Source organism: Rhodococcus sp. D-6 (genome assembly GCF_040256695.1).
GTDB classification, from domain to species: Bacteria; Actinomycetota; Actinomycetes; order Mycobacteriales; family Mycobacteriaceae; genus Rhodococcus; species Rhodococcus pyridinivorans.
Window position 1 is genome coordinate 2878854 of sequence record NZ_CP132970.1, and the last position, 25853, is coordinate 2904706.

General features: G+C 69.0%; 2 protein-coding genes (1 of these 2 only partly in view). Both read right to left on the reverse strand.

The window, feature by feature from the left end:
- Window positions 1-4627, reverse strand: partial view of a non-ribosomal peptide synthase/polyketide synthase gene (locus RBB84_RS13410; protein ID WP_350246167.1) — the 5' portion only. 24959 nt of this gene lie to the left of the window's left edge; 4627 of the gene's 29586 nt are visible here — the first part of the coding sequence; the start codon lies at window positions 4625-4627; its stop codon lies off the left edge, out of view.
- A gap of 141 nt (window positions 4628-4768) precedes the next feature.
- Window positions 4769-25648: a non-ribosomal peptide synthetase gene (locus tag RBB84_RS13415; protein WP_033096084.1), complete on the reverse strand. Its 20880-nt coding sequence runs from the start codon at window positions 25646-25648 to the stop codon at window positions 4769-4771.
- Between the last annotated feature and the right edge of the window lie 205 nt (window positions 25649-25853).

Consider the following 25853-nt stretch of genomic DNA (forward strand, 5'->3'; position numbering starts at 1 on the left):
CGGCGGTCAGATCGGGGCGGCCGACGTAACCGCGCGCCACCTGCACGCCCGCGAGATACAACTCTCCCACGACACCGGCGGGAACCGGCGACAGTCGCGAGTCGAGCACGTAGGCGCGGGTGTTCCACACCGGAGCGCCCATCGCGACGGAACCACCCGTCGTTCCTGCGACCGGGCGGGCGGTGGCGTGCACCGTGGCCTCGGTGGGGCCGTAGAGGTTGTGGAGCTCGGCGTCGCTGCTCCGGGAGAACTGCTCGGCCACCGACAGCGGGAAGGCTTCACCGGCGACGAGCACGGTGCGCAGCGACGCGCAGTCGTCGGGCGACACCGACGCGGCGAACACCGCGAGCATCGACGGGACGAAGGAGGTCGCCGTCACCGCGCGCTCGCGGATGACGGTGCCGAGATAGGCGGGGTCGCGGTGCCCGTCCGGGACCGCGATCACCATGCGCGCACCGACGGCGAGGGTGCCGAAGAGTTCCCACACCGACACGTCGAAGGTGAACGGGGTCTTCTGCAGCACCACATCGTCGGGGCCGATCCCGTATTCGGTGGTGATCCACCGGATCTGGTTGACGACCGAGGCATGGGCGACCGCCACACCCTTCGGGCGTCCCGTCGAACCGGAGGTGAAGATCGAGTACGCGGTGTTCGACGGCCGCAACGGCGCGACGCGGTCGGCGTCGGTGACCGGCTCGGCCGGTGTCGCGGACAGGTCGAGGGTGTCGATCGCGAGCGACGGCACCGATGCCGTGGCCGGCACGGAGAATCCGTCGCGTTCGGTGGTCAGCACCACCACGGGCGCGGCGATGTCGAGGATGTACCCGTTGCGATCCTCGGGCTGATCCGGATCGATCGGCACGTAGGCACCACCGGCCGTAACGACCGCGTACATACCGACGAGCAGATCCAGCGAGCGGCGCATCGCCAGACCCACCCGCGCGTCGGGACCGACACCGAGCGAGATCAGATGCCGCGCAAGACGGTTCACGCGCTCCGAGAACTCGCCGTAGGTCAGCGACTCGCCCTCGAACTCCACCGCGACCGCATCCGGCGACCGCCGGACCTGCTCGGCGAACAGATCCACGAGGGTCGAGGTGTCGTCGAGCGCGCGGCCGGTGTCGTTCCACTGCTCGAGGACCTGCACGCGTTCGGCATCGTCGAGCAGGTCGACATCACCGATAGCGACGGAGAGATCACCGGTGACCGCATCGAGGAGACGGACGAAGCGCTCGGCGACGCGCTCGACCGTGCGGGTGTCGAACAGATCGGTGGCGTAGGCCAAGCCCACCGAGTACTCGGCGGCACCGGTCGCGGTCGGCGTCTCGGTGACGACGAACTGGAGGTCGAACTTGGCGGTCGCGATGTCGAGGTCGACGGCCTCGACGGTCAGCCGCGGAAGTTCGAGGGAGCCGGTCTCGAGGTTCTGGAACGACAACATCACCTGGAACAGCGGGTGACGCGCGGTGGAGCGCTCGGGGTCGATGATCTCGACGAGTCGTTCGAACGGCAGGTCGGCGTGGCCGAACGCCTCGAGGTCGGCGCCGCGCACCCGGCCGAGCACCTGCTCGAACGACTCGCCGCCCTCGACCCGGGTGCGCAGCACGAGGGTGTTGACGAACATGCCCACCAGATCGTCGAGCGCCGCGTCGCCACGACCGGCCACCGGAGTACCGATCGCGATGTCGTCGGTGCCCGACAGACGCGCCAGCAGCACCGCCAGCGCGGCGTGCACCACCATGAACGGGGTCGCGTTGCGTTCGCGGGCGAGCGTGACGATGCGGTCGTGCAGCGTCTCGTCGATGGTGAACTCGTGCAGGGCACCACGATTGGTGGCGACGGCGGGGCGCGGGCGGTCGGCCGGCAGGTCGAGCTGCTCGGGCAGACCCTCAAGCGTGTCCCGCCAGAAACCGACCTGCGAGGAGATGACCGACTCCGGATCGTCCTCCGAGCCGAGCACCTCCCGCTGCCAGATCGCGAAGTCGGCGTACTGGACCGGCAGCGGCTCCCATCCCGGCTCGCCGCCGGCGGCGCGGGCCGCGTAGGCCGAGACGATGTCGCGAGTGAGCGGGCCCATCGAGAAACCGTCGGCGGCGATGTGGTGCACGACCAGCACCAGCACGTGCTCGGCCGCGGTCCCGGTCTCGGTGACGGCGAACAGCCGGGTCCGGAAGGGGACCTGCGTCGTCACGTCGAAGCCGGTGCCGACGATCTCGGTGGCCCGGGCGATCAGATCGGACTCGGCCACCGGGACCGGCGTCAGGTCGGGCACCACCTCGTCCACCGGCAGCACCTGCTGGTAGCCCACACCGTCGACGTCCGGGTAGATCGTCCGCAACGACTCGTGCCGGCCGAGCACGTCGGTGACCGCGGCCTGCAGGGCCGCCGCGTCGAGTGCCCCCGACAGGCCGATCGCCACGGGGATGTTGTTGACCGCCGATTCCGGTTCGAAGCGGTTGAGGAACCACATCCGCTGCTGCGCGAGCGACAACGGCACCAGTTCCGGACGCACCTGCGGGACCAGCGGTGCGCGTCCGTCGCCACCCGAGGCCATGGCGGCGTCGACGAGCGAGGCGAGTTCGGCCGCCGTCGGGGCGTCGAAGAACTCGCGGACGTCGATGCGGACCTTGTGATCGGCGCTGAGCCGCGCGACGACCCGCGTCGCGCTCAGGGAGTTGCCGCCGAGTTCGAAGAAGTCGTCGTCGACACCGAGCTGCTCGATGCCGAGGACCTGCTCGAAAGCGGCGACGACGGCATGCTCGGTAGCAGTCGACGGCGCGCGGTATTCGCGCTGCAGGGAGCTGAAATCCGGTGCGGGCAAGGCCTTCCGGTCGAGCTTGCCGCTGCCGCCGAGCGGGAACTCGTCGAGTTCGACGAACAGCGACGGCACCATGTAGTCGGGCAGGCGCCGGCGCACGGCGTCGGCGAGCTCGGACCGTTCGATGTCGCGGCCGTCGGTGACGAGGTAGGCGACGAGGTGGTCGCCGAGCGCGGGGTCGGAGTGCACGACGACGACCGACTGCCGCACGCCCGGGTGGTCGAGCAACGCCGATTCGATCTCGCCGAGTTCGATGCGCAGACCGCGCAGCTTCACCTGGAAGTCCGTACGGCCGATGTACTCGATCTGCCCGTCCTCGTTCGTCTTCACGAGGTCGCCGGTGCGGTACATGCGGTCGCCGGGCTCGCCGAACGGGTCGGCGACGAAACGATCGGAGGTCAGATCGGGGCGACGGAGATAGCCGCGCGCGAGCTGGACGCCCGCGAGGTAGAGCTCGCCCTCGACACCGTCCGGGACGGGGCGCAGACCCTCGTCGAGGACGTAGAGGCCGGTGTCGGCCACGGCGGCACCGATCGGCACGACGGTGTCGTCGGCGGAGGTCGCGAAGTAGGTGACGTCGACCGCGGCCTCGGTGGGCCCGTAGAGGTTGTGCAGACGCGCCGAGGAGATCTCGTAGAAGCGGGCGACGGTCTGCGGCGGCAGCGCCTCACCGGACGCGAAGACATAGCGGAGGGTGCTCACCGACGCGGCGGTGGACTCGGTGAGGTAGACGGCGAGCATCGACGGCACGAAGTGCGCGATCGTCACGCCGCGTTCGATCATCGTCTGCGCGAGGTAGGCAGGGTCGCGGTGCCCGTCGGGCACGGCGATCGTGAGACGGGCACCCACCTGCAGGGGCCAGAAGAACTCCCAGACCGACACGTCGAAGGTGAACGGCGTCTTCTGCAGCACCACGTCGTCGGCGCGCATCCCGTACTCGGACTGACGCCAGTCGATGTTCGCGACGATCGCCCGGTGCTCGACGGCGACGCCCTTGGGCCGTCCCGTCGAACCCGACGTGAAGATGACGTAGGCGAGGTGATCGGCCGTGAGCGCGCCGCCGCGCTCCTCCGGAGTGATCGGCTCGTCGGATACCTCGGACAGGTCGAGGGTGTCGATCGTCAGCGCCGGGACGGAACCGGGGAGATCGACGGCGTCGCGCTCGGTGGTGACGACGGCGACCGGCTCGGCGATCTCGAGGACGTAGGCGAGGCGGTCGGCCGGGTGGTCGGGATCGAGCGGCACGTAGGCGCCACCGGCCTTGACGATCGCGTACATGCCGACCAGCAGGTCGAACGACCGACGGACGGCGAGACCGACACGTGCGTCGGGGCCCACACCGAGACCGATGAGGTGACGTGCGAGACGGTTGGCGCGGGCGTCGAATTCGCGGTAGGTCAGGGCCTGCCCGTCGAAATCGAGAGCGACCGCATCGGGGGTCCGCGCCACCTGGGCGTCGAAACGCGCCATGAGGGTGTCGGGATCGACCGTGGCCGGTGCTGCCACATCGTCGCCGAGCACCTCGACGGCGTCGGCCAGCAGGGCGTCGACCACCCCCGCGAGACCCGGAGCACCCAGCAGAGCGGGCGCGATGTTCGACAGAACGACCGGGAACAGCGCGTCGAAACCGAGCGCACCGCCCATGGCGGTGTCGAGCGTGGCGATCTCGTCGCGCAGGCGCGCGTAGCCGATACGGGTATCACCGTCGGTGAGGGCGACGCGGTCGGGTTCGATCTCCGCGACGGCGGCGAGCAACCGGGGAAGGTCCTCGATCGCCAGCGCCGGCTTGCCCGCCATGTCACCCGTCATCTACGTCAGCCTCCTGAAATAACCTGCGCTCGGCATCACGCTGTGCACGCGACACCGCCCCCCGCTGCCACCCGGCACCGTACTGGCCGGGCAGTCGAACGACAGCCGATCTTCCATTATCCCGAAGTGACCGACACAGGACTAATCCGCGTCTCCCACCGCATCGGCATCGACGCCTTCCGCGACGGCGATCACATCGCGCACCAACTGTGCGAGACCGTCGGCGCCGAGTTGGGGCAGCATCCCCGGTACGAGGCCGTTCAAAACCACCGAGACGAGCGCTTCCGCGGTGAGCGCACCGCCGGTCGTGGTGGCCATGGTGTCCAGACGCTGGGCGAACTCGCCGAGTGTGACCTCGCGCTCACCGTGCCGGAAGGCGACGGTGTCCGGGGCCACCGCGGCCGCTGCCGCCACGAGTGCCGGAAGATCGGCGACGGTGCGTGCCTTCTTCGGCCGGGCCGCCCGCGCCCGCTCGGCATCCGTGCGGATGTCGATCGAACGGAGGACGACCTGCGGGTCGGCGCTGACGGCCTCGAGGATCCGGACGAAGCGATCGCCGAAGGCCTCGACCGTCGCGGCGTCGAACAGTGCCGTGGCGTAGGTGAAGGTCACATCGAGCGCGGTCAGCGCTCCCGACTCGGAGAACCGTTCGACCACCGTGCACTGCAGGTCGAACTTCGCCTGGTCGGCGCCCGTCTCGAGCGCGGCCACCTCGAGCCCCGGCAGGGCGAAGGTGCCCGTGTCGATGTTCTGGAAGGTGAGCATCGCCTGGAACAGCGGGGTGTACGCGCTGTTGCGTCGCACACCGAGACGTTCGACGACCCGCTCGAACGGCACGTCGGCGTTGCCGAACGCCGCGAGGTCCTTCTCCTTGGCCTGTGCGAGCAGCTCCGCAAAGGTCGCCGAACCGGCCACCCGGGTGCGGAGCACGAGGGTGTTGACGAACATGCCGACGAGGTCGTCGAGCGCTTCCTCACCACGACCGGCGGTCGGGGTCCCCACCGCGATGTCCTCGCTGCCCGACAGGCGGGCGAGCAGCACCGCGAAGGCGGCGTGCATCGTCATGAAGACCGTCGCGTTGTGCTCGCGGGCGGTCTTCTCGATGCGCTGCGCGAGTTCCTCACCGATCGTGAAGGTGAACGACTCACCGACGGTCGACTGGCGGGCGGGGCGCGGACGATCCGTGGGCAGGGCGAGAACCTCCGGGACACCGGAGAGTTCGTCGGCCCAGTAGTCGAGCTGACGCGACAGCTCGCTCTCGGGATCGTCTTCGGAGCCGAGAACTCTCTGCTGCCACAGCGTGTAGTCGGCGTACTGGACCTCGAGCGGTTCCCATCCCGGGGTCTCCCCCGCGGCGTGCGCGAGATAGGCGGTCATCACGTCGCGCACGAGCGGACGCATCGAGTACCCGTCGGCGCTGATGTGGTGCGCCACGACCGCGAGGACATGTTCGTCCGCCGCGAGACGCAGCAGCGCGACCCGCACCGGCGGGACCGATGCCGTCACGTCGAATCCGCTGCCGAGGATCTCGGTGAGGCGGTCGACGAGCTCGTCGGTGGTCACGCTCACCGGGGTGAGCTCGGGCACGGCCTGTGCGACCGGCAGCACGACCTGCACCGGACCGTCACCGCTGTCCGGGTAGACGGTGCGCAGCACCTCGTGCCGGGCGAACAGGTCGGCGATCGCTGCGCGCAGGGCGTCCACGTCGAGCGCACCGGTCAGGCGCACGGCGACGGGGATGTTGTAGACACCCGATTCGGGATCGACCCGGTTCAGGGTCCACATGCGCTGCTGGGCGAGCGACAGCGGCACCTGTTCGGGGCGCGGGACGGTCGTGAGTGCCGGGCGGGCGCCCTCGCCCACCGACGGCCGGATGCGGGCGGCGAGCGCGACTACCGTGGACGACTCGAAGACGGTCCGGACGGGCACGCGGGTGTCGAGTGCGGCACCGAGCCGGGCGGCGAGCTGCGTCGCGAGCAGCGAGTTGCCACCGAGTTCGAAGAAGTCGTCGTCGAGACCGGCCCGCTCGACACCGAGCAGTTCGGCGACGGTCGCGGCCACGATCTCCTCGACGGGATCGGTCGGGGCGCGGAACTGCCCCGCGTCGAGTTCGGGGTCGGGCAGGGCCCGCCGGTCGAGCTTGCCGTTGGTGTTCAGCGGCAGCGCGTCGAGTTCGACGAAGGCCGACGGCACCATGTACGACGGCAGTCGCTCCGCGAGCGCCGCCCGTGTCGCACCGGCGTCGAACGCCCGTGTCGCACCGGCGTCGAACGCCCGTGTCGCACCGGAGTCGAACGCGTCGGTGGCCGGAACGACGTACGCGACGAGACGGTCGCCGAGGTGGGCGGTATTGCGCACCAGGACGGCGACGTCCTTCACGTCCGGCAGCTCCCGCAGGACGGTCTCGACCTCGCCGAGTTCGATGCGGTAACCGCGTACCTTGACCTGGAAGTCGGCCCGGTCGAGGTATTCGAGGCGACCGGCACGGTTCCACCGGACGATGTCCCCCGTGCGGTACATGCGTCCGCGCCCGTACGGGTCGGCGACGAACCGGTCCGCGGTGAGGTCGGGACGGTCGTGGTAGCCCCGCGCGAGCTGGGCACCCGCGAGGTACAGCTCGCCGGCGACGCCCGGCGCCACCGGTCGCAACCGGTCGTCGAGGACGTAGACGGCCGTGTTCCACTCGGGCACACCGATCGGGACGACGGTGCGGTCGGCGTCGTCGACCTCGTGGACGGTCACCGAGACCGCAGCCTCGGTCGGCCCGTAGAGGTTGTACAGCGTCGCAGTGTTGTCCGCGCGGAACTGCTGGGCCACCGCCGCGGGCAGTGCCTCACCGATCGCGAGGATCCGCCGCAGCGACGGCGCCACCGGACCGGCCGCGACCGTCATCAGCATCGACAGCATGGACGGAACGGTGTGCAGCGTGGTCACCTGCTCGTCGCGCAGCAGCGCGAGCAGGTAGTCGGGATCGCGGTGTCCGTCGGCGGTGGCGATCACCAGGCGGGCACCGGAGGTGAGCGCCGACCAGAACTCCCACACCGACAGGTCGAACGTCGCGACGGTCTTGAGCAGCACCGCGTCGTCGGACCCGATGCCGAAATGCTCACGCTTCCACAGCAACTGGTTGACGACCGCGGCGTGGGAGACCGCGACGCCCTTGGGGCGTCCGGTCGAACCCGACGTGAAGATCACATACGCCGTGTTGCCCGGCCGCAGTGGAGCCGACCGGTCGTCGTCGGTGATCGGGCCGTCCGGGAGCCCGGTGAGGTCGAGACGGTCGAGTTCGACGACCGGCGCGGTGCCGTGCTCGACCCGGTCGCCGCTCGTCGTGACGATCGCGACGGGAGCGGCCGTGTCGAGGATGTAGGTGTTGCGCTCGGCGGGTTGCTCCGGGTCGACCGGCACGTAGGCCGCGCCGGTCTTCGCGATCGCGTACATGCCCACGAGCAACTCGGGCGAACGACGGATCGCCAGCGCGACCCGGTGCTCCGGTCCCACACCGAGACCCAGCAGGTGCCGGGCGAGACGGTTGACCGACGAGTCGAACTCGCCGTAGGTCCACTGCCGGCCCTCGTACACGAGCGCGACGTCGTCGCGGTGTGCGGCGACCTGCTCGTCGAACAGACCGACGAGGGTCGCTCCGGTGTCGGTTCCGTGGGCGGTGTCGTTCCACGCGCCGAGCACCGCGTCGCGCTCCTGCGGCAGGAGCAACGCGTGATCGCCGACGGGCAGTGCCGGCGACTCGACGAGCGCTTCGAGCAGCTGCTCGAAACGGGCCGCGACGGCTTCCGCGGTCTCGCGGTCGAACAGATCCGTCGCGTAGGTGAGGATTGCGTCGATGCCCTGCGGCGCGCCATCGTCGCCGTAGCTGTCGGCGACGATCAGGTGCATGTCGAACTGGGCGGTGCCGCCTTCGAGATCGACCGGTTCGATGTCGAGGCCGGGCAGGGCGAGTTCGGAGCGGCTCTGGTTCTGGAACGAGAAGCCGACCTGGAACAGCGGGTGCCGGGCGGTCGAGCGGGCCGGGTTCAGGACCTCGACGAGGCGCTCGAACGGCACGTCCGCGTGGGCGAACGCCTGCAGATCGGTTTCCCGTGCCGCGGAGAGCAGTTCGTCGAAGGACGCACCACCGTCCACCTCCAGCCGGAGCACCAGCGTGTTGACGAACATGCCGATGATGTCCTCGGTGGCCTGCTCGGTGCGACCCGCGATGGGGGTGCCCACCGCGATGTCCGTCGAGCCGGACAGGCGCGCGAGCAGCGCCGCGAAGGCCGCGTGCACGGCCATGAACACGGTCGCGTTCCGGTTGCGTGCCAGGTCGCGCAGCTCGCGGTGCAGATCGGCACCGATGGTGAACTCCACGCGGTCGCCGCGGAAGCTCTGCTGCGCAGGCCGCGGACGGTCGAGCGGCAGGTCGAGCTGGTCGGGCAGGTCGGCGAGCGCGATGCGCCAGTAGCCGAGCTGCTCGGCGGCGGTGGACTCCGGATCGTCCTCGGAGCCGAGGACCTCCCGCTGCCACAACGCGAAGTCGGCGTACTGCACCTCGAGCGGCGCCCACGCCGGATCGCTGTCCGCGGACCGGGCGGCGTAGGCCGTCATGACGTCGCGGACCAGCGGCACCATCGACGAGCCGTCGGCGCTGATGTGGTGGACCACGGTGACGAGGACGTGATCGTCGTCGGCGACGCGGAGCAGATGCATCCGCACCGGCACGTCGACCGTGACGTCGAAGCCGGCCGCGGCGATCTCCCGCATCCGCGGTTCGAGATCGGCGGCGGTGACGTCCACCGGTTCGAGCTCGGGCCGGACCTGCGAGGCGGGCAGGATGCGCTGCACCGGACCGGATTCGGTCTCGGGGTAGACGGTCCGCAGGGACTCGTGCCGTGCGACGAGGTCGGCGACCGCGGCACGCAAGGCGTCGACGTCCAGTGCGCCCGTCATCCGCAACGCGAACGGGATGTTGTAGGCCGTCGAGTCGGGATCGAAGCGGTTGAGGAACCACATCCGCTGCTGCGCCAGCGACAGCGGGATCGACTCCGGCCGGGTCCGGGCCGTGAGCGGCACCCGCGCACCGCGACCGGACTCCTGCTCGACCCGCGTCGCGAGTTCCGCGACGGTGGACGCCTCGAACAACGCCCGCACCGGCACCTGCGCATCGAGCGCGGCACCGAGCCGGGAAACCACCTGCGTCGCGATCAACGAGTTGCCACCGAGCGCGAAGAAATCGTCGTCAGCACCGATGCGGTCGACACCGAGCACATCGGCGAACACACCCGCCACGATCTCCTCGATCGGGGTGCTCGGCGCGCGGAAACCACGCGTCTCGAACACCGGCTCGGGCAACGCCCGCCGGTCGAGCTTGCCGTTGACCGTCAGCGGGATCGCGTCGATCACCACGAACGCCGAGGGCACCATGTACTCCGGAAGAATCACGGCGACACTGCTGCGCAGCGCTTCGGTGTCGATCGACATGCCCTCGTGCGGAACCACATAGGCGACGATCCGGGCCGCTCCCGGGGTGTCCTCGCGCACGATGACCGCCGCGTGGGCGACCTCGTCCTGCGCGAGCACCGCAGCCTCGACCTCACCGAGTTCGATGCGGAAACCGCGGATCTTCACCTGGTCGTCGGCGCGTCCGAGATATTCGAGATCGCCCGAGACGACCCAGCGTGCGACGTCGCCCGTCCGGTACAGCAGCGCACCGTCGGACGAGAACGGATCGGCGACGAAACGTGCCGCCGACAGCTCCGGACGGCGCAGGTATCCACGCGCCAATTGGCCGCCGCCGACGTACATCTCGCCGGCCACACCCACCGGCACCGGCTTGAGCCGCCGGTCGAGCACGTACACCCGCAGACCCGCGATCGGCACACCGACCACGCTCGCGGACGCGCCCTGCGCCAGGTCGGCACCGATCTCCCGGTACGACACGTGCACGGTCGTCTCGGTGATGCCGTACATGTTCACCAACCGCGGTGAGGTGTCGCCGTGACGCTCGAACCACCCGGCCAGACGCCGTGGCTCGAGTGCCTCACCACCGAAGATCACGTACCGCAGCGACAGCTGTGCCTCGTCGGCCGCCACCCGGTCGGCCTCGACAAGCTGGTAGAACGCCGACGGGGTCTGGTTGAGCACGGTGACCCGCTCGCGGATCAGCAACTCGCGGAAGGCTTCCGGTGAACGCGACGTGAAGTAGTCGACGACCACGAGGGTTCCGCCGTAGAGCAGCGGTCCCCACAGCTCCCACACCGAGAAGTCGAAGGCGTAGCTGTGGAACATCGTCCACACGTCCGACGAGTCGAAGCCGTACACCGATTCGGTGTTGACCATCAGCCGCACCACATTGCGGTGCGGGATCAGCACACCCTTCGGGCGTCCCGTCGAGCCCGACGTGTAGATCACGTACGCCAGATTCGTCGACGTCAGCGGGGCACGACGCTCCGCGTCGAGGATCGGTGCGTCGTCGACCTCCGACAGATCGAGACGGTCGATCTCGACGACCGGCACCGAGGCCGGGAACGCGACCTCGACGTCCGAAGTGGTCACCACCGCCACCGGCGTCGCGTCCGAAACCAGGAACTCGATCCGGTCGGTCGGCGAGTTCGGGTCGATCGGCAGGTAACCGGCACCGGCCTCGAGCACCGCGAGCAGCGCCACGATCAGATCGAGCGAGCGCGGCATCGCGACCGCGACCAGATCCTCCGGACCCGCACCGACATCGATGAGATGACGTGCCAGGCGGTGCACCCGCGCACCGAGTTCGCGGTAGGACAACTGCTCGTCGCCGAACCGCACCGCGACCGCGTCGCCGCGTTCGGCGACGCGCGCCTCGAACATGTCGACGAGTGTCGTTCCGGCCGGTGCGACGTCGTCGCCCAGCGAATTCCAGCGCGAGACGACCAGTTCGCGTTCGAAGTCGTCGACGATCTCGATGTCGCCGACCACCGCCGCCGGATCCTCGGCCACCCCGCGCAGGATGCGCAGCAGCTGCTCCGCGAACGCCGCGACCCGCAGGTCGTCGAACAGATCGGTCGCGTAGGTGACGGCGAAGTCCATACCGGCCGCCGAACCGTCCTCGCCGACGCTCTCGGCGAAGGTGAACTGCAGGTCGAACTTGGCGGTGGGCGCCTCGTAGTCGACCGCCGCGGCGGTGACGCTGTCGAGGTCGAACTCGACCCGGCCGGTGTTCTGGAAGGTCAGAGCCACCTGGAACAGCGGGTGACGCGCCTGCGAACGCTGCGGGTCGAGGATCTCCACGAGCCGCTCGAAGGGGACGTCGGCGTTCGCGAAGGCGTCGAGGTCGGTGTCGCGCACCTCGGCGAGGAGATCCTGGAACCGGATGTCGTTGCGCACACCGACACGCAGCACGAGCGTGTTGACGAACATGCCGACGAGGTCGTCGAGGGCGGCCGCGCCGCGACCCGCGATCGGGGTGCCGATCGCGATGTCCTCGCTGTCGGACAGTCGCGCCAGCAGCACCGTCAGGGCCGCGTGCACGACCATGAACAGGGACGTGTTCCGCTCCCGGGCAAGGCTTTCCAGCGCCGAGTGCAGCTCGGGTTCGATACGGAACCGGCTGGTGCGTCCGGTGTTCGACGCGACCTCGGGGCGAGCACGATCCGACGGCAGGTCGAGCTGGTCGGGAAGGTCCGCCAGCTGCGCGGTCCAGTACTCCACCTGGCGGGAGAGCACCGAACGCGGATCGTCCTCGGAGCCGAGCACGTCGCGCTGCCACAACGCGTAGTCGGCGTACTGCACCTCGAGCGGCGCCCAGTTCGGGGTCTCACCGCGCGAACGGCTCGCGTAGGCGACCATGATGTCGCGCGCGAGCGGCCGCAGCGAGAAGCCGTCGGACGCGATGTGGTGGACCACGAGGAACAGCACGTGCTCACGCGCGCCGAGCGAGAACAGCACGACCCGCAGCGGCACTTCGCTCGTGACGTCGAAGCCGGCCGAGGTGAGCTGCTCCGCCCGCTCGAGCAGGCTGCTCTCGGCGACCCGCTCGACGGGCAGTTCCACCTCGTAGGGCGGCTGCACCGACTGGTGGCCGACGCCGTCGATGTCCGGGTAGACCGTCCGCAGGGACTCGTGCCGCTCGATGACGTCGCCGAGCGCGGTGCGCAGCGCGTCGACGTCGAGGTTCCCGGTGAGGCGGACACCGACGGGGATGTTGTTCGCCGCGGAGGCCGGATCGAAGCGGTTGAGGAACCACATGCGCTGCTGCGCGGGCGACAGCGGGATCCGCTCCGGACGCTCGCGCCGTTCGAGGGCGGGCCGCGACCCGGCTCCCCCGAACTGTTCGACGCGGACCGCGAGAGCCTCGACGGTGGGGGCGTCGAACAGGGCACGGACGGGGACGGTCGTGTCGAGGGCGTCGCCGAGACGGGCGACCACCTGCGTCGCCACGAGCGAGTTCCCACCGAGCGCGAAGAAGTCGTCGGTGCGGCCGACGCGCGGGACACCGAGCACCTGCGCGTAGACACCCGCGACGATCTCCTCGACCGGCGTGCGCGGCGGCATGAACTCCTGTAACTCGATAACAGGATCTGGCAACGCCTTGCGGTCGAGTTTGCCGGACGCACCCAATGGCATGGCATCGAGCACGAGATAGGTCGCGGGCACCATGTAGGACGGCAGACGCGTCGACAGATACGTATCGACCACCTCGCGGTCGAGGGTCGCGCCGCTCTGCGGCACGATATATGCGACCAGTTGGTCCTGTCGCACGAGGACTGCGGCTTGGTCGACGTCGTCACATTCGAGAAGTGCGGCTTCGATTTCCCCTAATTCGATCCGCAGACCACGGAGCTTGACCTGGAAATCTGTTCGCCCAATGTAGTCGAGTTCACCCCGCTCACCATCACCAATCCATCGGACGAGATCGCCGGTGCGGTACAGACGCTCACCATCACCGAATGGAGAGGCAACGAAGCGGTCGGCCGTCAGATCCGGCCGATTTACGTAACCTCGGGCAAGCTGAACGCCCGCGAGATAAAGTTCCCCCGGGACACCAACAGGGACCGGAGCCAGGCGGTGATCGAGGACGTAGACCTTCGTGTTCCACACAGGCGCGCCGATCGGCACCGACAGCACGTCAGAATCGACGACCTCGTGGTACGTCACGTCCACCGCAGCCTCCGTCGGTCCGTACAGATTGTGCAGCCCGACACGGGGCAAGACGGCAATGGTGCGGGCCGCCAACGCTGGCGGGAGCGCCTCACCCGACGCGAATAAGTAACGCAGCGACGAGCAATTGGCGACGGAAGACTCTGCAACGAAGACCGCGAGCATCGACGGGACAAAGTGAACGACCGAGACGGAACTGCGCGCTATCACGGAGACCAGGTAGCGCGGATCGCGGTGACCGTCGGGCCGCGCCACCACGAGGCGAGCGCCGACCTGCAATGGCCAGAAGAACTCCCAGACCGAGACGTCGAAGGTGAACGGAGTCTTTTGCAGTACTACATCGGTGGCGTCAAGCGGGTATTCGTGCTGCATCCAGCGCAGACGATTGACTATCGCGCGGTGCGGTACCGCAACACCCTTCGGTCGTCCCGTCGATCCCGACGTGAAGATGACGTAGGCGGTGTTCGTCCGCCGCAACGGCGATACCCGATCTACATCCGACACAGGCGCATCCGAAACATCGCACAGATCCAAGGTGTCGATAGTCAGGTTCGGCACCACTTTTGCTCCGGAGACCGCAAACTTGTCGCTTTCAGTCGTCAACACCACCACGGGAGCCGCCGTGTCGAGGATATATGCGTTGCGCTCGTCCGGTTGATCCGGATCCACCGGGACGTAGGCGCCTCCCGCCACCACAACGGCGTACATACCCACCAACAAGCTTGTCGACCGACGCATAGCCAACGCGACCGTCGAGTCCGGCCCCACTCCCACCGAGACCAGATGCCGTGCAAGACGATTGACACGGGAGGAGAATTCGGAGTAGGTCAGTGCCTCACCCTCGAATTCCACCGCGATCGCATCCGGCGTGCGCTCGACCTGTTCGAAGAACAGATTCACGAGGGTAGACGACTCATCCACCTCATGATGAGTGTCATTCCAATGCTGGAGCAGACGCGACCGCTCGTCGGCATCCAGTAGATCGATATCTCCCACCGTCACGGACCAGTCTGCGGTGACGACATGGAGGAGACGGACAAATCGCTTACTCAATTCGTCGATTGTGGAGGCGTCGAACAAATCAGTCGCATATTGAATTTCAAGTTCATAACCGCGATCGACCTCTTCTTCGCCAACGTCGAGAACGGTAAATGCGAGGTCGAACTTCGACATGCCGTGGTCGAACGGCAGGTTCGAGACCGATAGGTTCGACAACTCAAGAGCGACCTGCCCAAGGTTCTGGAATGCGAGCATCACCTGGAACAACGGATTGTGAGCCTGAGTGCGAACGGGAGCAAGTACGTCGACGAGACGTTCGAACGGAAGCTCTGCGTGCCCGAAGGCCCCGAGGTCCACTTCGCGGACATGGGCAAGCAGATCTTCGAATCCCGCTGAGGGATCCACTCGGGTCCGCAGAACGAGCGTATTGACAAACATACCGATGAGGTCGTCGAGGGAACGTTCACCGCGGCCCGCGACCGGAGTACCGATAGTGATGTCACCGGAGCCGCTCAGCCGCGCAAGCAGTAAGGCCAACACCGCGTGCACCACCATGAACTCGGTGGAGCGGTGTTGCTGGGCGACGCGTTCGATAGCGATACGGAGCTCAGCGTCGATCCGCAATCGGGTGACGGCACCCGCGTAGGACGCCACCGCCGGGCGAGGCCGATCCGCCGGCAGGTCGAGACTGTCAGGTAGACCAGCAAGCACCTTCGTCCAGTAACGAATTTGCTTTGATAACAGCGATTCCGGGTCGTTCTCCGCACCGAGCACCTCGTGTTGCCAGAGAGTAAAGTCGGCATACTGGACTTCGAGCGGAGCCCAGGCCGGATCCCCGCCCTGCGACCGAGCCGCGTACGCGATCATGATGTCGCGGGTCAACGGCACCATCGAGAATCCGTCGGCGGCGATGTGGTGCAGGATCGCGACGAGCACGTGCGAATCAGGGCCGGTTTCGAATAGCCGCACCACCATCGGTACGTCGACAGCGACGTCGAAGGACGTCGCCGCGAGTGCACGCAGTTCGGCGGGCAGACGGTCGGCGTCGATACGGGTGACGGTCAGCTCGACCGGCACCTCCGAGACCGGGAGCACCTTCTGGTAGCCGTAGCCGTCGACGTCGGGGTAGACGGTGCGGAGCGATTCGTGCCGTGCGACGACGTCGCGCAGCGCGGTCCCGAGCGCGGCGACGTCGAGCGCACCGGACAGGTGCACGGCCACCGGGATGTTGTTGACCGCGGACTCCGGGTCGAAGCGGTTGAGGAACCACATGCGTTGCTGCGCGAGCGACAGCGGAACCCGTTCGGGGCGGCGCCCGGCGACGAGCGGTGTGCGGGCCGCACCCGACGAGTCGGCCTCGACGGCGGCGGCGAGGGCCTCGACGGTGGATGCCTCGAAGATCACGCGCAATGCCACTCGGCCACCGAGGGATTCGCCGATGCGGGAGACGGCCTGTGTTGCGATCAGCGAGTTGCCGCCGAGCGCGAAGAAGTCGTCGTCGAGACCGACGCGGTCGAGTCCGAGGACGTCGGCGAAGACCGACGCGACGATCTGTTCGACCGGGGTCGTCGGGGCGCGGAACTCCTTGACCTCGAAGACCGGGGCCGGCAGGGCCTTGCGGTCGAGCTTGCCCGACGATCCGAGCGGGAACTCGTCGAGCACGACGTAGACCGACGGCACCATGTAGGCCGGCAGCGAGCCGGCGAGACGACGCGAGACGGAGGTGGTGTCGAGCGACCGGCCGTCGGCGGCGACGAGATAGGCGACGAGGTGCTCACCGGAGTGGGCGTCCGAGCGCACGAGCACGACGGCCTGGTCGACGTCGTCGAGCGCGAGCAGGGCCGTCTCGATCTCGCCGAGTTCGATGCGCAGACCGCGCAGCTTGACCTGGAAGTCGGTGCGGCCGATGTATTCGAGTTCGGCACGCGCCGTGCGTGCGTCGGAGGTCTCCCGGGCGACCCACCGCACGAGATCGCCCGTGCGGTAGAGCCTCTCCCCCGCCCCGTACGGCGAGGCGACGAAGCGTTCCGCCGTCAGGTCCGGCCGCGCCACGTAACCGCGCGCCAGCTGGACGCCCGACAGGTAGAGCTCACCCGCGACACCGACCGGCACCGGATGCAGTCGGCCGTCGAGGACGTGGACGCCGGTGTTCCAGACCGGGACGCCGATCGGCACCGACACCGCGTCGGCCGCGGTGACCTCGTGGTAGGTCACGTCGACGGCCGCCTCGGTGGGGCCGTACAGATTGTGCAGGCGAGCGCCCGGCAGGATCGACCGCAGGCGTGCAGCGACCGAGGCAGGCAGTGCCTCGCCCGAGGCGAAGACCATCCGCAACGATGAGGCCGAGGCCGCGGCGTTCTCGGCGACGAAGACCGCGAGCATGGACGGCACGAAGTGCGCGACCGTGACGCCGCGGTCGGCCATGACCCGGGCGAGATAGGCCGGGTCCCGATGACCGTCGGGAAGTGCGATCTCGAGTCGCGCACCGATCTGCAGGGGCCAGAAGAACTCCCACACCGACACGTCGAAGGTGAACGGCGTCTTCTGCAGGACCACGTCGTCGCGACCGAGGCCGTACTCGTCCTGCATCCACAGCAGGCGGTTGACGATTGCGCCGTGCGGCACCGCGACACCCTTGGGCCGTCCCGTCGAACCGGACGTGAAGATGACGTAGGCGGTGTTCGCCGGCGTGAGCGTGGCGATGCGATCGGCATCGGTGATCGGGCCGGACGGCAGGTCGGACACATCGAGCGTGTCGATCTCGATCGTGTGCGCGGCCGCGGTCGACCCGAAGGCGTCGCGGGTGGTGGTCAGCACCGCGACCGGCGCCGCCGTGTCGAGGATGTACGCGTTGCGGTCGGCGGGCTGATCGGGGTCGAGCGGCAGGTAGGCGCCGCCGGCCTTGACGATCGCGTACATGCCGACGAGGAGGTCGAGGGATCGCCGCACCGCGAGTCCGACGGTCGACTCCGGTCCGACACCCTGCGAGATCAGATGGCGGGCAAGGCGGTTCACTCGCGCGTCGAAGTCCGCGTAGGTCAGCTGCTCGCCCTCGAAGGCCACGGCCGCGGCGTCGGGATCCGTCGCCACCCGGGCGTCGAACAGGTCGACGAGAGTGGCCGGTTCCAGCTCGTGCGCGGTGTCGTTCCACGATTCGAGGACCGCGAGTCGCTCGTCGGCGTCGAGCAGGTCGATGTCGCCGACGACGACCTCGGGTTCGCGCACCACGGCCTCGAGGATGCGGACGAAGCGATCGGCGAATCCGCGCACCGTCGCGTGATCGAACAGGTCGGTCGCATAGGTGAACGCCGCTCCGAGACCGTTCGGCGTGCCGTCCTCCGCGAAGTCCTCGGTGAGGGTGAGCTGCAGGTCGAACCTGGCGACCGCCGTGTCGATGTCGAGCACGTCGAGGGTCAGGCCACGCAGTTCGACGTGCGCGGCGCGCAGGTTCTCGAACGAGAGCATCACCTGGAACAGCGGGTGCCGGGCGGTGGAGCGGGTCGGGTTGAGCACCTCGACGAGCCGCTCGAACGGCACGTCGGCGTGGCCGAAGGCGCCGAGCGCCGCATCGCGTGCCCGTGCGAGATGCGCGGTGAACGGCCTGCCCGAATCGACATCCGTGCGCAGCACGAGGGTGTTGACGAACATGCCGATCAGGTCGTCGAGCGCCTGCTCGCCGCGACCCGCGACCGGGGTGCCGATCGCGATGTCGTCCTGACCGGACATCCGCGCGAGCAGCACGCTCAGGGCCGCGTGCACCACCATGAACAGCGATGCGTTGCGGGTACGTGCCAGCGCCACGAGCTCGCGGTGCAGTTCCGGATCGATCGGGAAGTCCACGGTCGCACCGGAGTACGACTGCACGGCCGGCCGCGGACGGTCGGCGGGCAGATCGAGCTGGTCGGGCGCACCGGCGAGGGTGCGACGCCAGTAGTCGAGCTGCCGGGAGATCAGCGACTGCGGATCGTCCTCGGATCCGAGTACCTGCCGCTGCCACAGCGTGTAGTCGGCGTACTGCACCGGCAGGGGTGCCCACGAGGGCTCCTCCCATTCGGTGCGGGCAGTGTAGGCGACCATGATGTCGCGCGCCATCGGGCCGGTGGACCAGCCGTCGGCCGAGATGTGGTGCACGACGAGCGCGAGCACGTGGTCCTGGTCGCCGAGTTCGAACAGTTCGGCGCGGATCGGCACGTCCGACGTCACGTCCAGTCCGGTGAAGACCAGGCGGCGCACGGAGGCCGGCAGCTCGTCGGGGGTGATCCGGGTCGGGGTCAGATCCGGCACGACCTCCGCCGCGGCACGGACGACCTGGTGCGGTCCGTTCGGCGAGTCGGGGAAGACGGTGCGCAACGACTCGTGCCGATCGATGACGTCCATGATCGACACCTGCAGTGCGGCGACGTCCAGTTCGCCGGTCAGGCGCAGCGCCATCGGGAGGTTGTAGGTGGACGACCGCGGATCGAAGCGGTTGAGGAACCACATGCGCTGCTGCGCGAGCGACAGCGGAACACGTTCGGGCCGCGGCATCTTCGTCAGAGCGATACGCGCTCCGCGACCTGCCTCCTGCTCGACGCGCACCGCCAGGGCCGCCACCGAACTGGATTCGAACAACGCCCGCACCGGCACCTGCGCGTCGAGGGCGACACCGAGCCGGGAGACGACCTGCGTGGCGAGCAGCGAGTTGCCGCCGAGCTCGAAGAAGTCGTCGTCGAGACCCACGCCCTGGACGCCGAGTACCTCGGCGAAGACGTTCGCGACCGTCTCCTCGATGGGAGTGGTCGGGGCACGGAACTCGCGGTAGCTGATGCCGAGATCGGGCTCGGGCAGGGCACGGCGGTCGAGTTTGCCGACCGGGTTGAGCGGCACCTCGTCGAGCACGACGATCTGCGACGGCACCATGTACGACGGCAGCGAGCGGCCGACGTGATCGGCGAGTTCGGCAGGATCGATCTGCTCGTCCCCGTGCACGTACGCGACGAGCGCGGTCTGGCCCGACGGCATCTCGTGTCCGACGGTGGTCGCGAAGGCGACCGAGGGGTGGGTCAGCAGCGCGGCGTCGATCTCCCCGAGTTCGATGCGGTAGCCGCGGACCTTGACCTGGAAGTCGGCGCGTCCGGCGAACTCGATGCGGCCCTGCTCGTCCCAGCGCACGATGTCGCCGGTGCGGTACATCCGGGTTCCGTTCGCGCCGAACGGGTTCGCCACGAACCGGTCGGCGGTGAGCGCCGGACGCCGATGGTAACCGCGGGCGAGCACGTCGCCCGCGAGATAGAGCTCACCCGCGACACCGGCGGGGACCGGGCGGAGCCGGCTGTCGAGGACCAGGGCGTGCACGCCCGCCACGGGCCGTCCGATGGTGATCGGCCCGGACGGTTCGAGCAGAGCGCGCGTCGAGACGATCGTGGTCTCGGTCGGCCCGTAGGCGTTGTAGAAGTTGCGGCCGGGCGCCCAGCGGGAGACGAGGTCGGCCGTGGACACGTCGCCACCGACGTTCACGACGCGCAGGGCGTCGAGTCCGCTCGGGTCGACGGAACCGAGCACCGCCGGGGTGATGACGGTGTGGGTGACGCCGGTGCGTTCGATGAGCGCGCGCAGTTCGGCGCCGCCGTAGACGGACGGCGGTGTCACGACGAGTTCGGCGCCGGTGGACCCGGCCAGCGTCCAGTCGAGGACCGTCGGGTCGAAGCTCGGCGAGCAGATGTGCAGGAGCTTCGATTCCTCTGTCACGCCGTACAGTTCGACGGTCTCGCGGACGAGACCGGCGAGGCCGCGGTGGGTGACGGCGACGCCCTTGGGCTTGCCCGTCGAACCGGAGGTGTAGATGACGTAAGCGGTGTGGTCGAGGCGCAGCGGCGCAGCGCGGTCGGCGTCGGTGAGCGGGCCGTCCGGGTAGGACGCGCACGCGTCGACGAACTCGGGGTCGTCGAGTCGGATCCACTCGGTGGCCGAGGACAGACCGGTGGCGTACTCCCCCGTCGTCAGACCGAAGACGGCCGACGAGTCGTCGAGCATGTGGGTGACGCGTTCGGCCGGGTACTCCGGGTCGACGGGCGTGTAGGCGGCGCCGGTCTTGGCGACCGACCACACGGCGAGCACCATCTCCCACGACCGTGGGAAGGCCAGCGCGACGATGCCGTCGGGCCGGGCACCGCGCTCGACGAGCCGCCGGGCGATGCGGTTCGACCACGTGTCGAGTTCGCGGTAGGTCAGGACGGTGTCGCGGTCGCGGAGGGCGACGCGGTCGGGATGGTCGACGGCGCCGGTGGTCAGCAGTTCCACCAGGGTGCGGGCCTCGGCAGGCTCGGGCCCCGTCGCCGTGAGCAGGCGTTCGGCCTCCCCGGGCGAGAGGATCGCCAGGTCGCCCACGCAGGTCGACGCATCGGCGACGATCCCGGCGAGAATCCGCGCGAAGCGTTCGGCGAAGACGGCGACCGTCGCGGCGTCGAACAGGTCGGTGGCGTACTCGAACAGGGCGTCGAGGCCGGCGGGTTCGCCGTCGTCACCGGTCTTCTCGGTCACCCACAGCTGGATGTCGAACTTCGAGATCGGCACGTCCAGTTCGGCGCCGACGGCGTGGACTCCCGCGAACGAGACGTCGCGCGCGGTGCCCGGTTCGAGGGACAGCGCGGCCTGGAACAGCGGGTGCCGCGCGGTCGAGCGCGGCGGGTTGAGCACCTCGACGAGACGCTCGAAGGGGACGTCTGCGTTCGAGAACGCCGTCAGGTCGGTCTCCCGGACGCCGGCGAGGTAGTCCTCGAACGAAACGCCGGGATCGACCCTGGTGCGCAGGACGAGGGTGTTGACGAACATGCCGATCAGGTCGTCGAGATCCTTCTCCCCACGACCTGCCACGGCGGTACCGATGGCGATGTCGTCGGAACCGCTGAGGCGGGACAGCAGCGCCGCGTAGGCAGCGTGGACGATCATGAACAGCGACGCGTGCTGCCTGCGGGCGAGGTCGACGAGACCGCGGTGGGTCTCGGCGTCGATCGCGAAGCGGTGCTTGTCGCCGTTGTAGGAGGAGACGGCGGGCCGGGTCCGGTCGGTGGGCAGGTCGAGCTGGTCGGGCAGACCGTCGAGCTCGTTCACCCAGTAGTCGAGCTGCTGCGCCGCAACGGAATTCGGGTCGGCCTCGTCGCCGAGGGCCTCTCGCTGCCAAACGGCGTAGTCGGCGTACTGGACGGGAAGCGGCGTCCAGCTCGGCTTGTTCCCCTCGGCGCGGGCGCTGTAGGCCGTGACCACGTCGCGGGCGAAGGGGCCGAACGAGGAGCCGTCGGCGGCGATGTGGTGCAGCACCATGGCCAGGACGTAGTCGTCGGGGGCGAGCCGGTACAGCGCGACCCGGAAGGGGACGTCGCGGACGACGTCGAAACCGCGGCTCGCGAGGTCGACGACGGCCGCGTGCAGGTCCTGCTCGTCGACGTCGATCGGCTCGAGCGGGACGACGACCTGCTCGACCGGAAGGATCGTCTGCTGCGGCTCGCCGTCCACCTCGGGGTAGACGGTCCGCAGGCTCTCGTGCCGCGCCACCACGTCGGCGAAGGCGTCGGACACCGCTGCGGGATCGACGGCGCCGGTGAGCCGCACCGTGAACGGAAGGTTGTAGGCGGCGGTGCTGACGTCGAAGCGGTTGAGGAACCAGATCCGTTGCTGCGCAGTCGACAACGGCAGCACGTCGGGTCGCGGTCGGGCGACGAGCGGGGACCGCGCGCCGGTACCGATCTGCTTGGCGAGCCGGGTCGCGAGACCCACGACCGTGGACGCCTCGAACAGCACACGCACGGGCACCTGGGTGTCGAGCGCGGCTCCGATGCGGGAGACCACCTGGGTGGCGACGAGGGAGTTGCCGCCGAGTTCGAAGAAGTCGTCGTCGAGACCGACACGTTCGACACCGAGGACCTCGCCGAACGCTTCGGCGACGGCACGCTCGGCGGGGGTGCGCGGCTCACGGAAGACGCGGGTGCTGCTGAAGACCGGCTCCGGCAGCGCCTTCCGGTCGAGCTTGCCGCTCGTGTTGAGCGGCAGCGCGTCGAGCACCATGAGCGACGCCGGAACCATGTACGACGGCAGCGACCGGCCGGCATGATCGGCGAGATCGGAAGGGTCGATGGTGCGGCCGGGAGCCGCGACGACGTACCCCACGAGCTGGTCCCCGGTGGGGGTCTCCACCACGAGCACGACGGCCTGCGAGACGGCGGAGTGCGCGAGGAGCACCGCTTCGATCTCGCCGAGTTCGATGCGCTGGCCGCGGAACTTGACCTGGAAGTCGGTGCGGCCGATGTATTCGAGCAGACCCGTGCCGTCGGCGGCGGTCTCCCACCGCACCAGGTCGCCGGTGCGGTACATCCGCTCGCCGGGCGCCCCGAAGGGGTCGGCGAGGAAACGGTCGGAGGTCAGGTCGGGACGGTCGAGATATCCGCGCGCGAGCTGGACGCCGGCGAGGTAGAGCTCGCCGGGTCGGCCCACCGGCACCGGCCGCAGCCGCCGGTCGAGGACGTATGCGCGGCTGTTCCACTGCGGGACGCCGATCGGGACGCTGTGCACGTCGCCGGGAGCGGCCCGGTGGTAGGTGATGGAGACCGCGGCTTCGGTGGGTCCGTACAGGTTGTGGAGCCCGGCCGGGCACATGCGCGCGAAGTCCGCGGCGGTCTCGGACGGCAGGGCCTCACCGATGACGAAGACGTGCCGCAGCGAATCACACGTCCCGGCAGGCGCATTCGCGACGAAGACGGTGAGCATCGACGGCACGAAGTCGGTGATCGTGATGCCGTGCTCGGCGATCTTGTTCGCGACGTAGACCGGGTCGCGGTGCCCGTCGGGCGTCGCGATCACGAGGGTCGCGCCGACGCGCAGGGGCATGAAGAAGCCCCACAGCGACACATCGAAGGTCGTCGCGGTCTTCTGCAGGTACACGTCGGTGGAGGTCAGACCGTACTGGTCGTTCATCCACTGGATCTGGTTGTCGATCGCCACGTGGCTCACGGCCACGCCCTTCGGCCGGCCCGTCGAACCGGAGGTGAAGATGACGTAGGCGGTCGTGTCCGGCAGGATCGGTCCGCGTCGTTCGGCGTCGGTGAGCGGTGTCGTGCCGAACCGCGCGTGGTCGAAGGTGTCGACGTCTATCGTGGGGATGCCCTCGGGCAGCGTCACGTCGTCGCGTGCCGTGGTGAGCACCGCCGCGGGGTGGGCGGTCTCGAGGATGTAGGCGGTGCGATCGGCGGGGTGGTCGGGGTCGATCGGCACCCAGGCACCACCCGCCTCGACGATCGCGTACATGCCGACGACGAGCTCGAGCGAGCGTCGGATGGCCAGTCCGACGAGGGACTCGGGGCCGACACCGAGATCGACCAGTGCCCGGGCAAGGCTGTTCACCCGCGCGGCGAATTCGGCGTAGGTCAGCGATTCGCCTTCGAAGACCAGCGCGGTCGCCTCGGGAGAGGTCGCGACCCGGTCGTGGAACTCCGCGAGCAGGTCGCGGCGCTGCACGGGATGGTCGGTGCGGTTCCAGTCGCGGACGACCCGGTCGAGTTCGGTGCCGCCGGCGAGCGGGATGTCCCAGACGGGCCGGTCGGAGGCCGAACCGACGAAGCGGTCGAAGAACTCGACGAACCGCGCGTGGTCGGAGGCGGCCCGGTCGGGTCCGTAGAGATTCGGGTTCGACTCGAAGTCGATGTGGGTGTTGTCGCCGCTGGTGTAGACGTTGACGCCGAGATCCTCGATCAGACCGGTGGACAGGATGTTGATCCGTCCCACCATGTCGCCGAGTCGGACCTCGTTGTCGAACAGCATGATGTTGACCCACGGTCCGAAGAAGGTGGACTGCGCTCCACCCGCCGAGGTCGCGGCGCGGTCGCGGACGATGTCCTCGTGCCGGTAGCGCTGGTGACGCAGCGCGCCCGAGACGGCAGCACCGGACGCCGCGATCAGGTCGTGCACAGTGGTCTCGTCGGTCACGCTCAGCCGGAGCGGGACGACGTTCGAGACCATGCTGCCGGAGCGGCGCAACAGGGCGGTCGTGCGAGCCGCGACGGGCAGGCTCAGGACGACGTCGGTCTGCCCGGTCATCTGGGCGACGTAGGCCGCGAACGCCGCGATGACGGCGGTCGCCAGACTCGTGTTCTCCCGCTCTGACAGCTGCTCGACGCGACGTTCGGTCTCATCCGACAACGCCGCGCTGTCGATGCGGCTGACCGGCGCGGGCGCCGCGGTGCGGCCGGCGAGGCTCGTGGGTTCCTCGATGCCCTCGATCTGCTGCACCCAGTACTCGCGGTCGTCGGCGAACCGCTTCGATCCGCGGTACTCCATCTCGACGTCGTGGACCTTTCGCAGATCGGACGCGAGGCTCGGGGACGGTTCGACGCCGTCGACCGACGCCGTGTAGAGCTCGGCGATGCGGGTCATGAAGGTCGCGGCGGCGAAACCGTCGAGCGCGAGATGGTGGACGCGGTTGTACCAGAAGTAACGACGGTCACCGATGCGCAGGACCGTCGCGGAGATCAGCCGGTCGCGGAGGACGTCGACGGGACGGCTGCGGTCGTCGCGCATCCAATCGAGCGCGGCCTGGCGAGGATCGGGCTCGCCCCGAAGATCCTCGTACCCGACGGACTCTTCGAGAGTGGGGTCGACGAGCTGGTAGGGCTGGGCGTCGACCTCGATGAACCGGAGGAAACCCGATCCCATCTCGTGGGCGGCGCGGACACTCGCGGCACGCAGCAGGTCGCGGTCGAGGTCGCCCTCGAGTTCGACGTACTGAGCGATGTTGGCGGGCACCGTCGGATCGACGTGCTGAGCGAACCACATGCCCAGCTGTGCCGGCGAGAGCGGAAAGGCCCCGGGCGGCACGATGCCCTGCGCGTTCGCCGCTTCCGATCCGCCGCTACCCAGCGAGTCCAATCCCCAACCTCTCTCTCACCGTCGCGCAACCCCCATCGGCGGCAGCTTGCGCAGCGCACAACCTTCTCGGTTTATCTGCTGACCAGGTGGGAATCGTTACGGCGCGGCCGGGCGGTAGGACTCTCCGCAGGACCGGACGCAGCAACGAATCCCCGGCCTTTCGGCCGAGGCGCCCGAAGCAGGTTACCCGCCGGTCATCACCGGA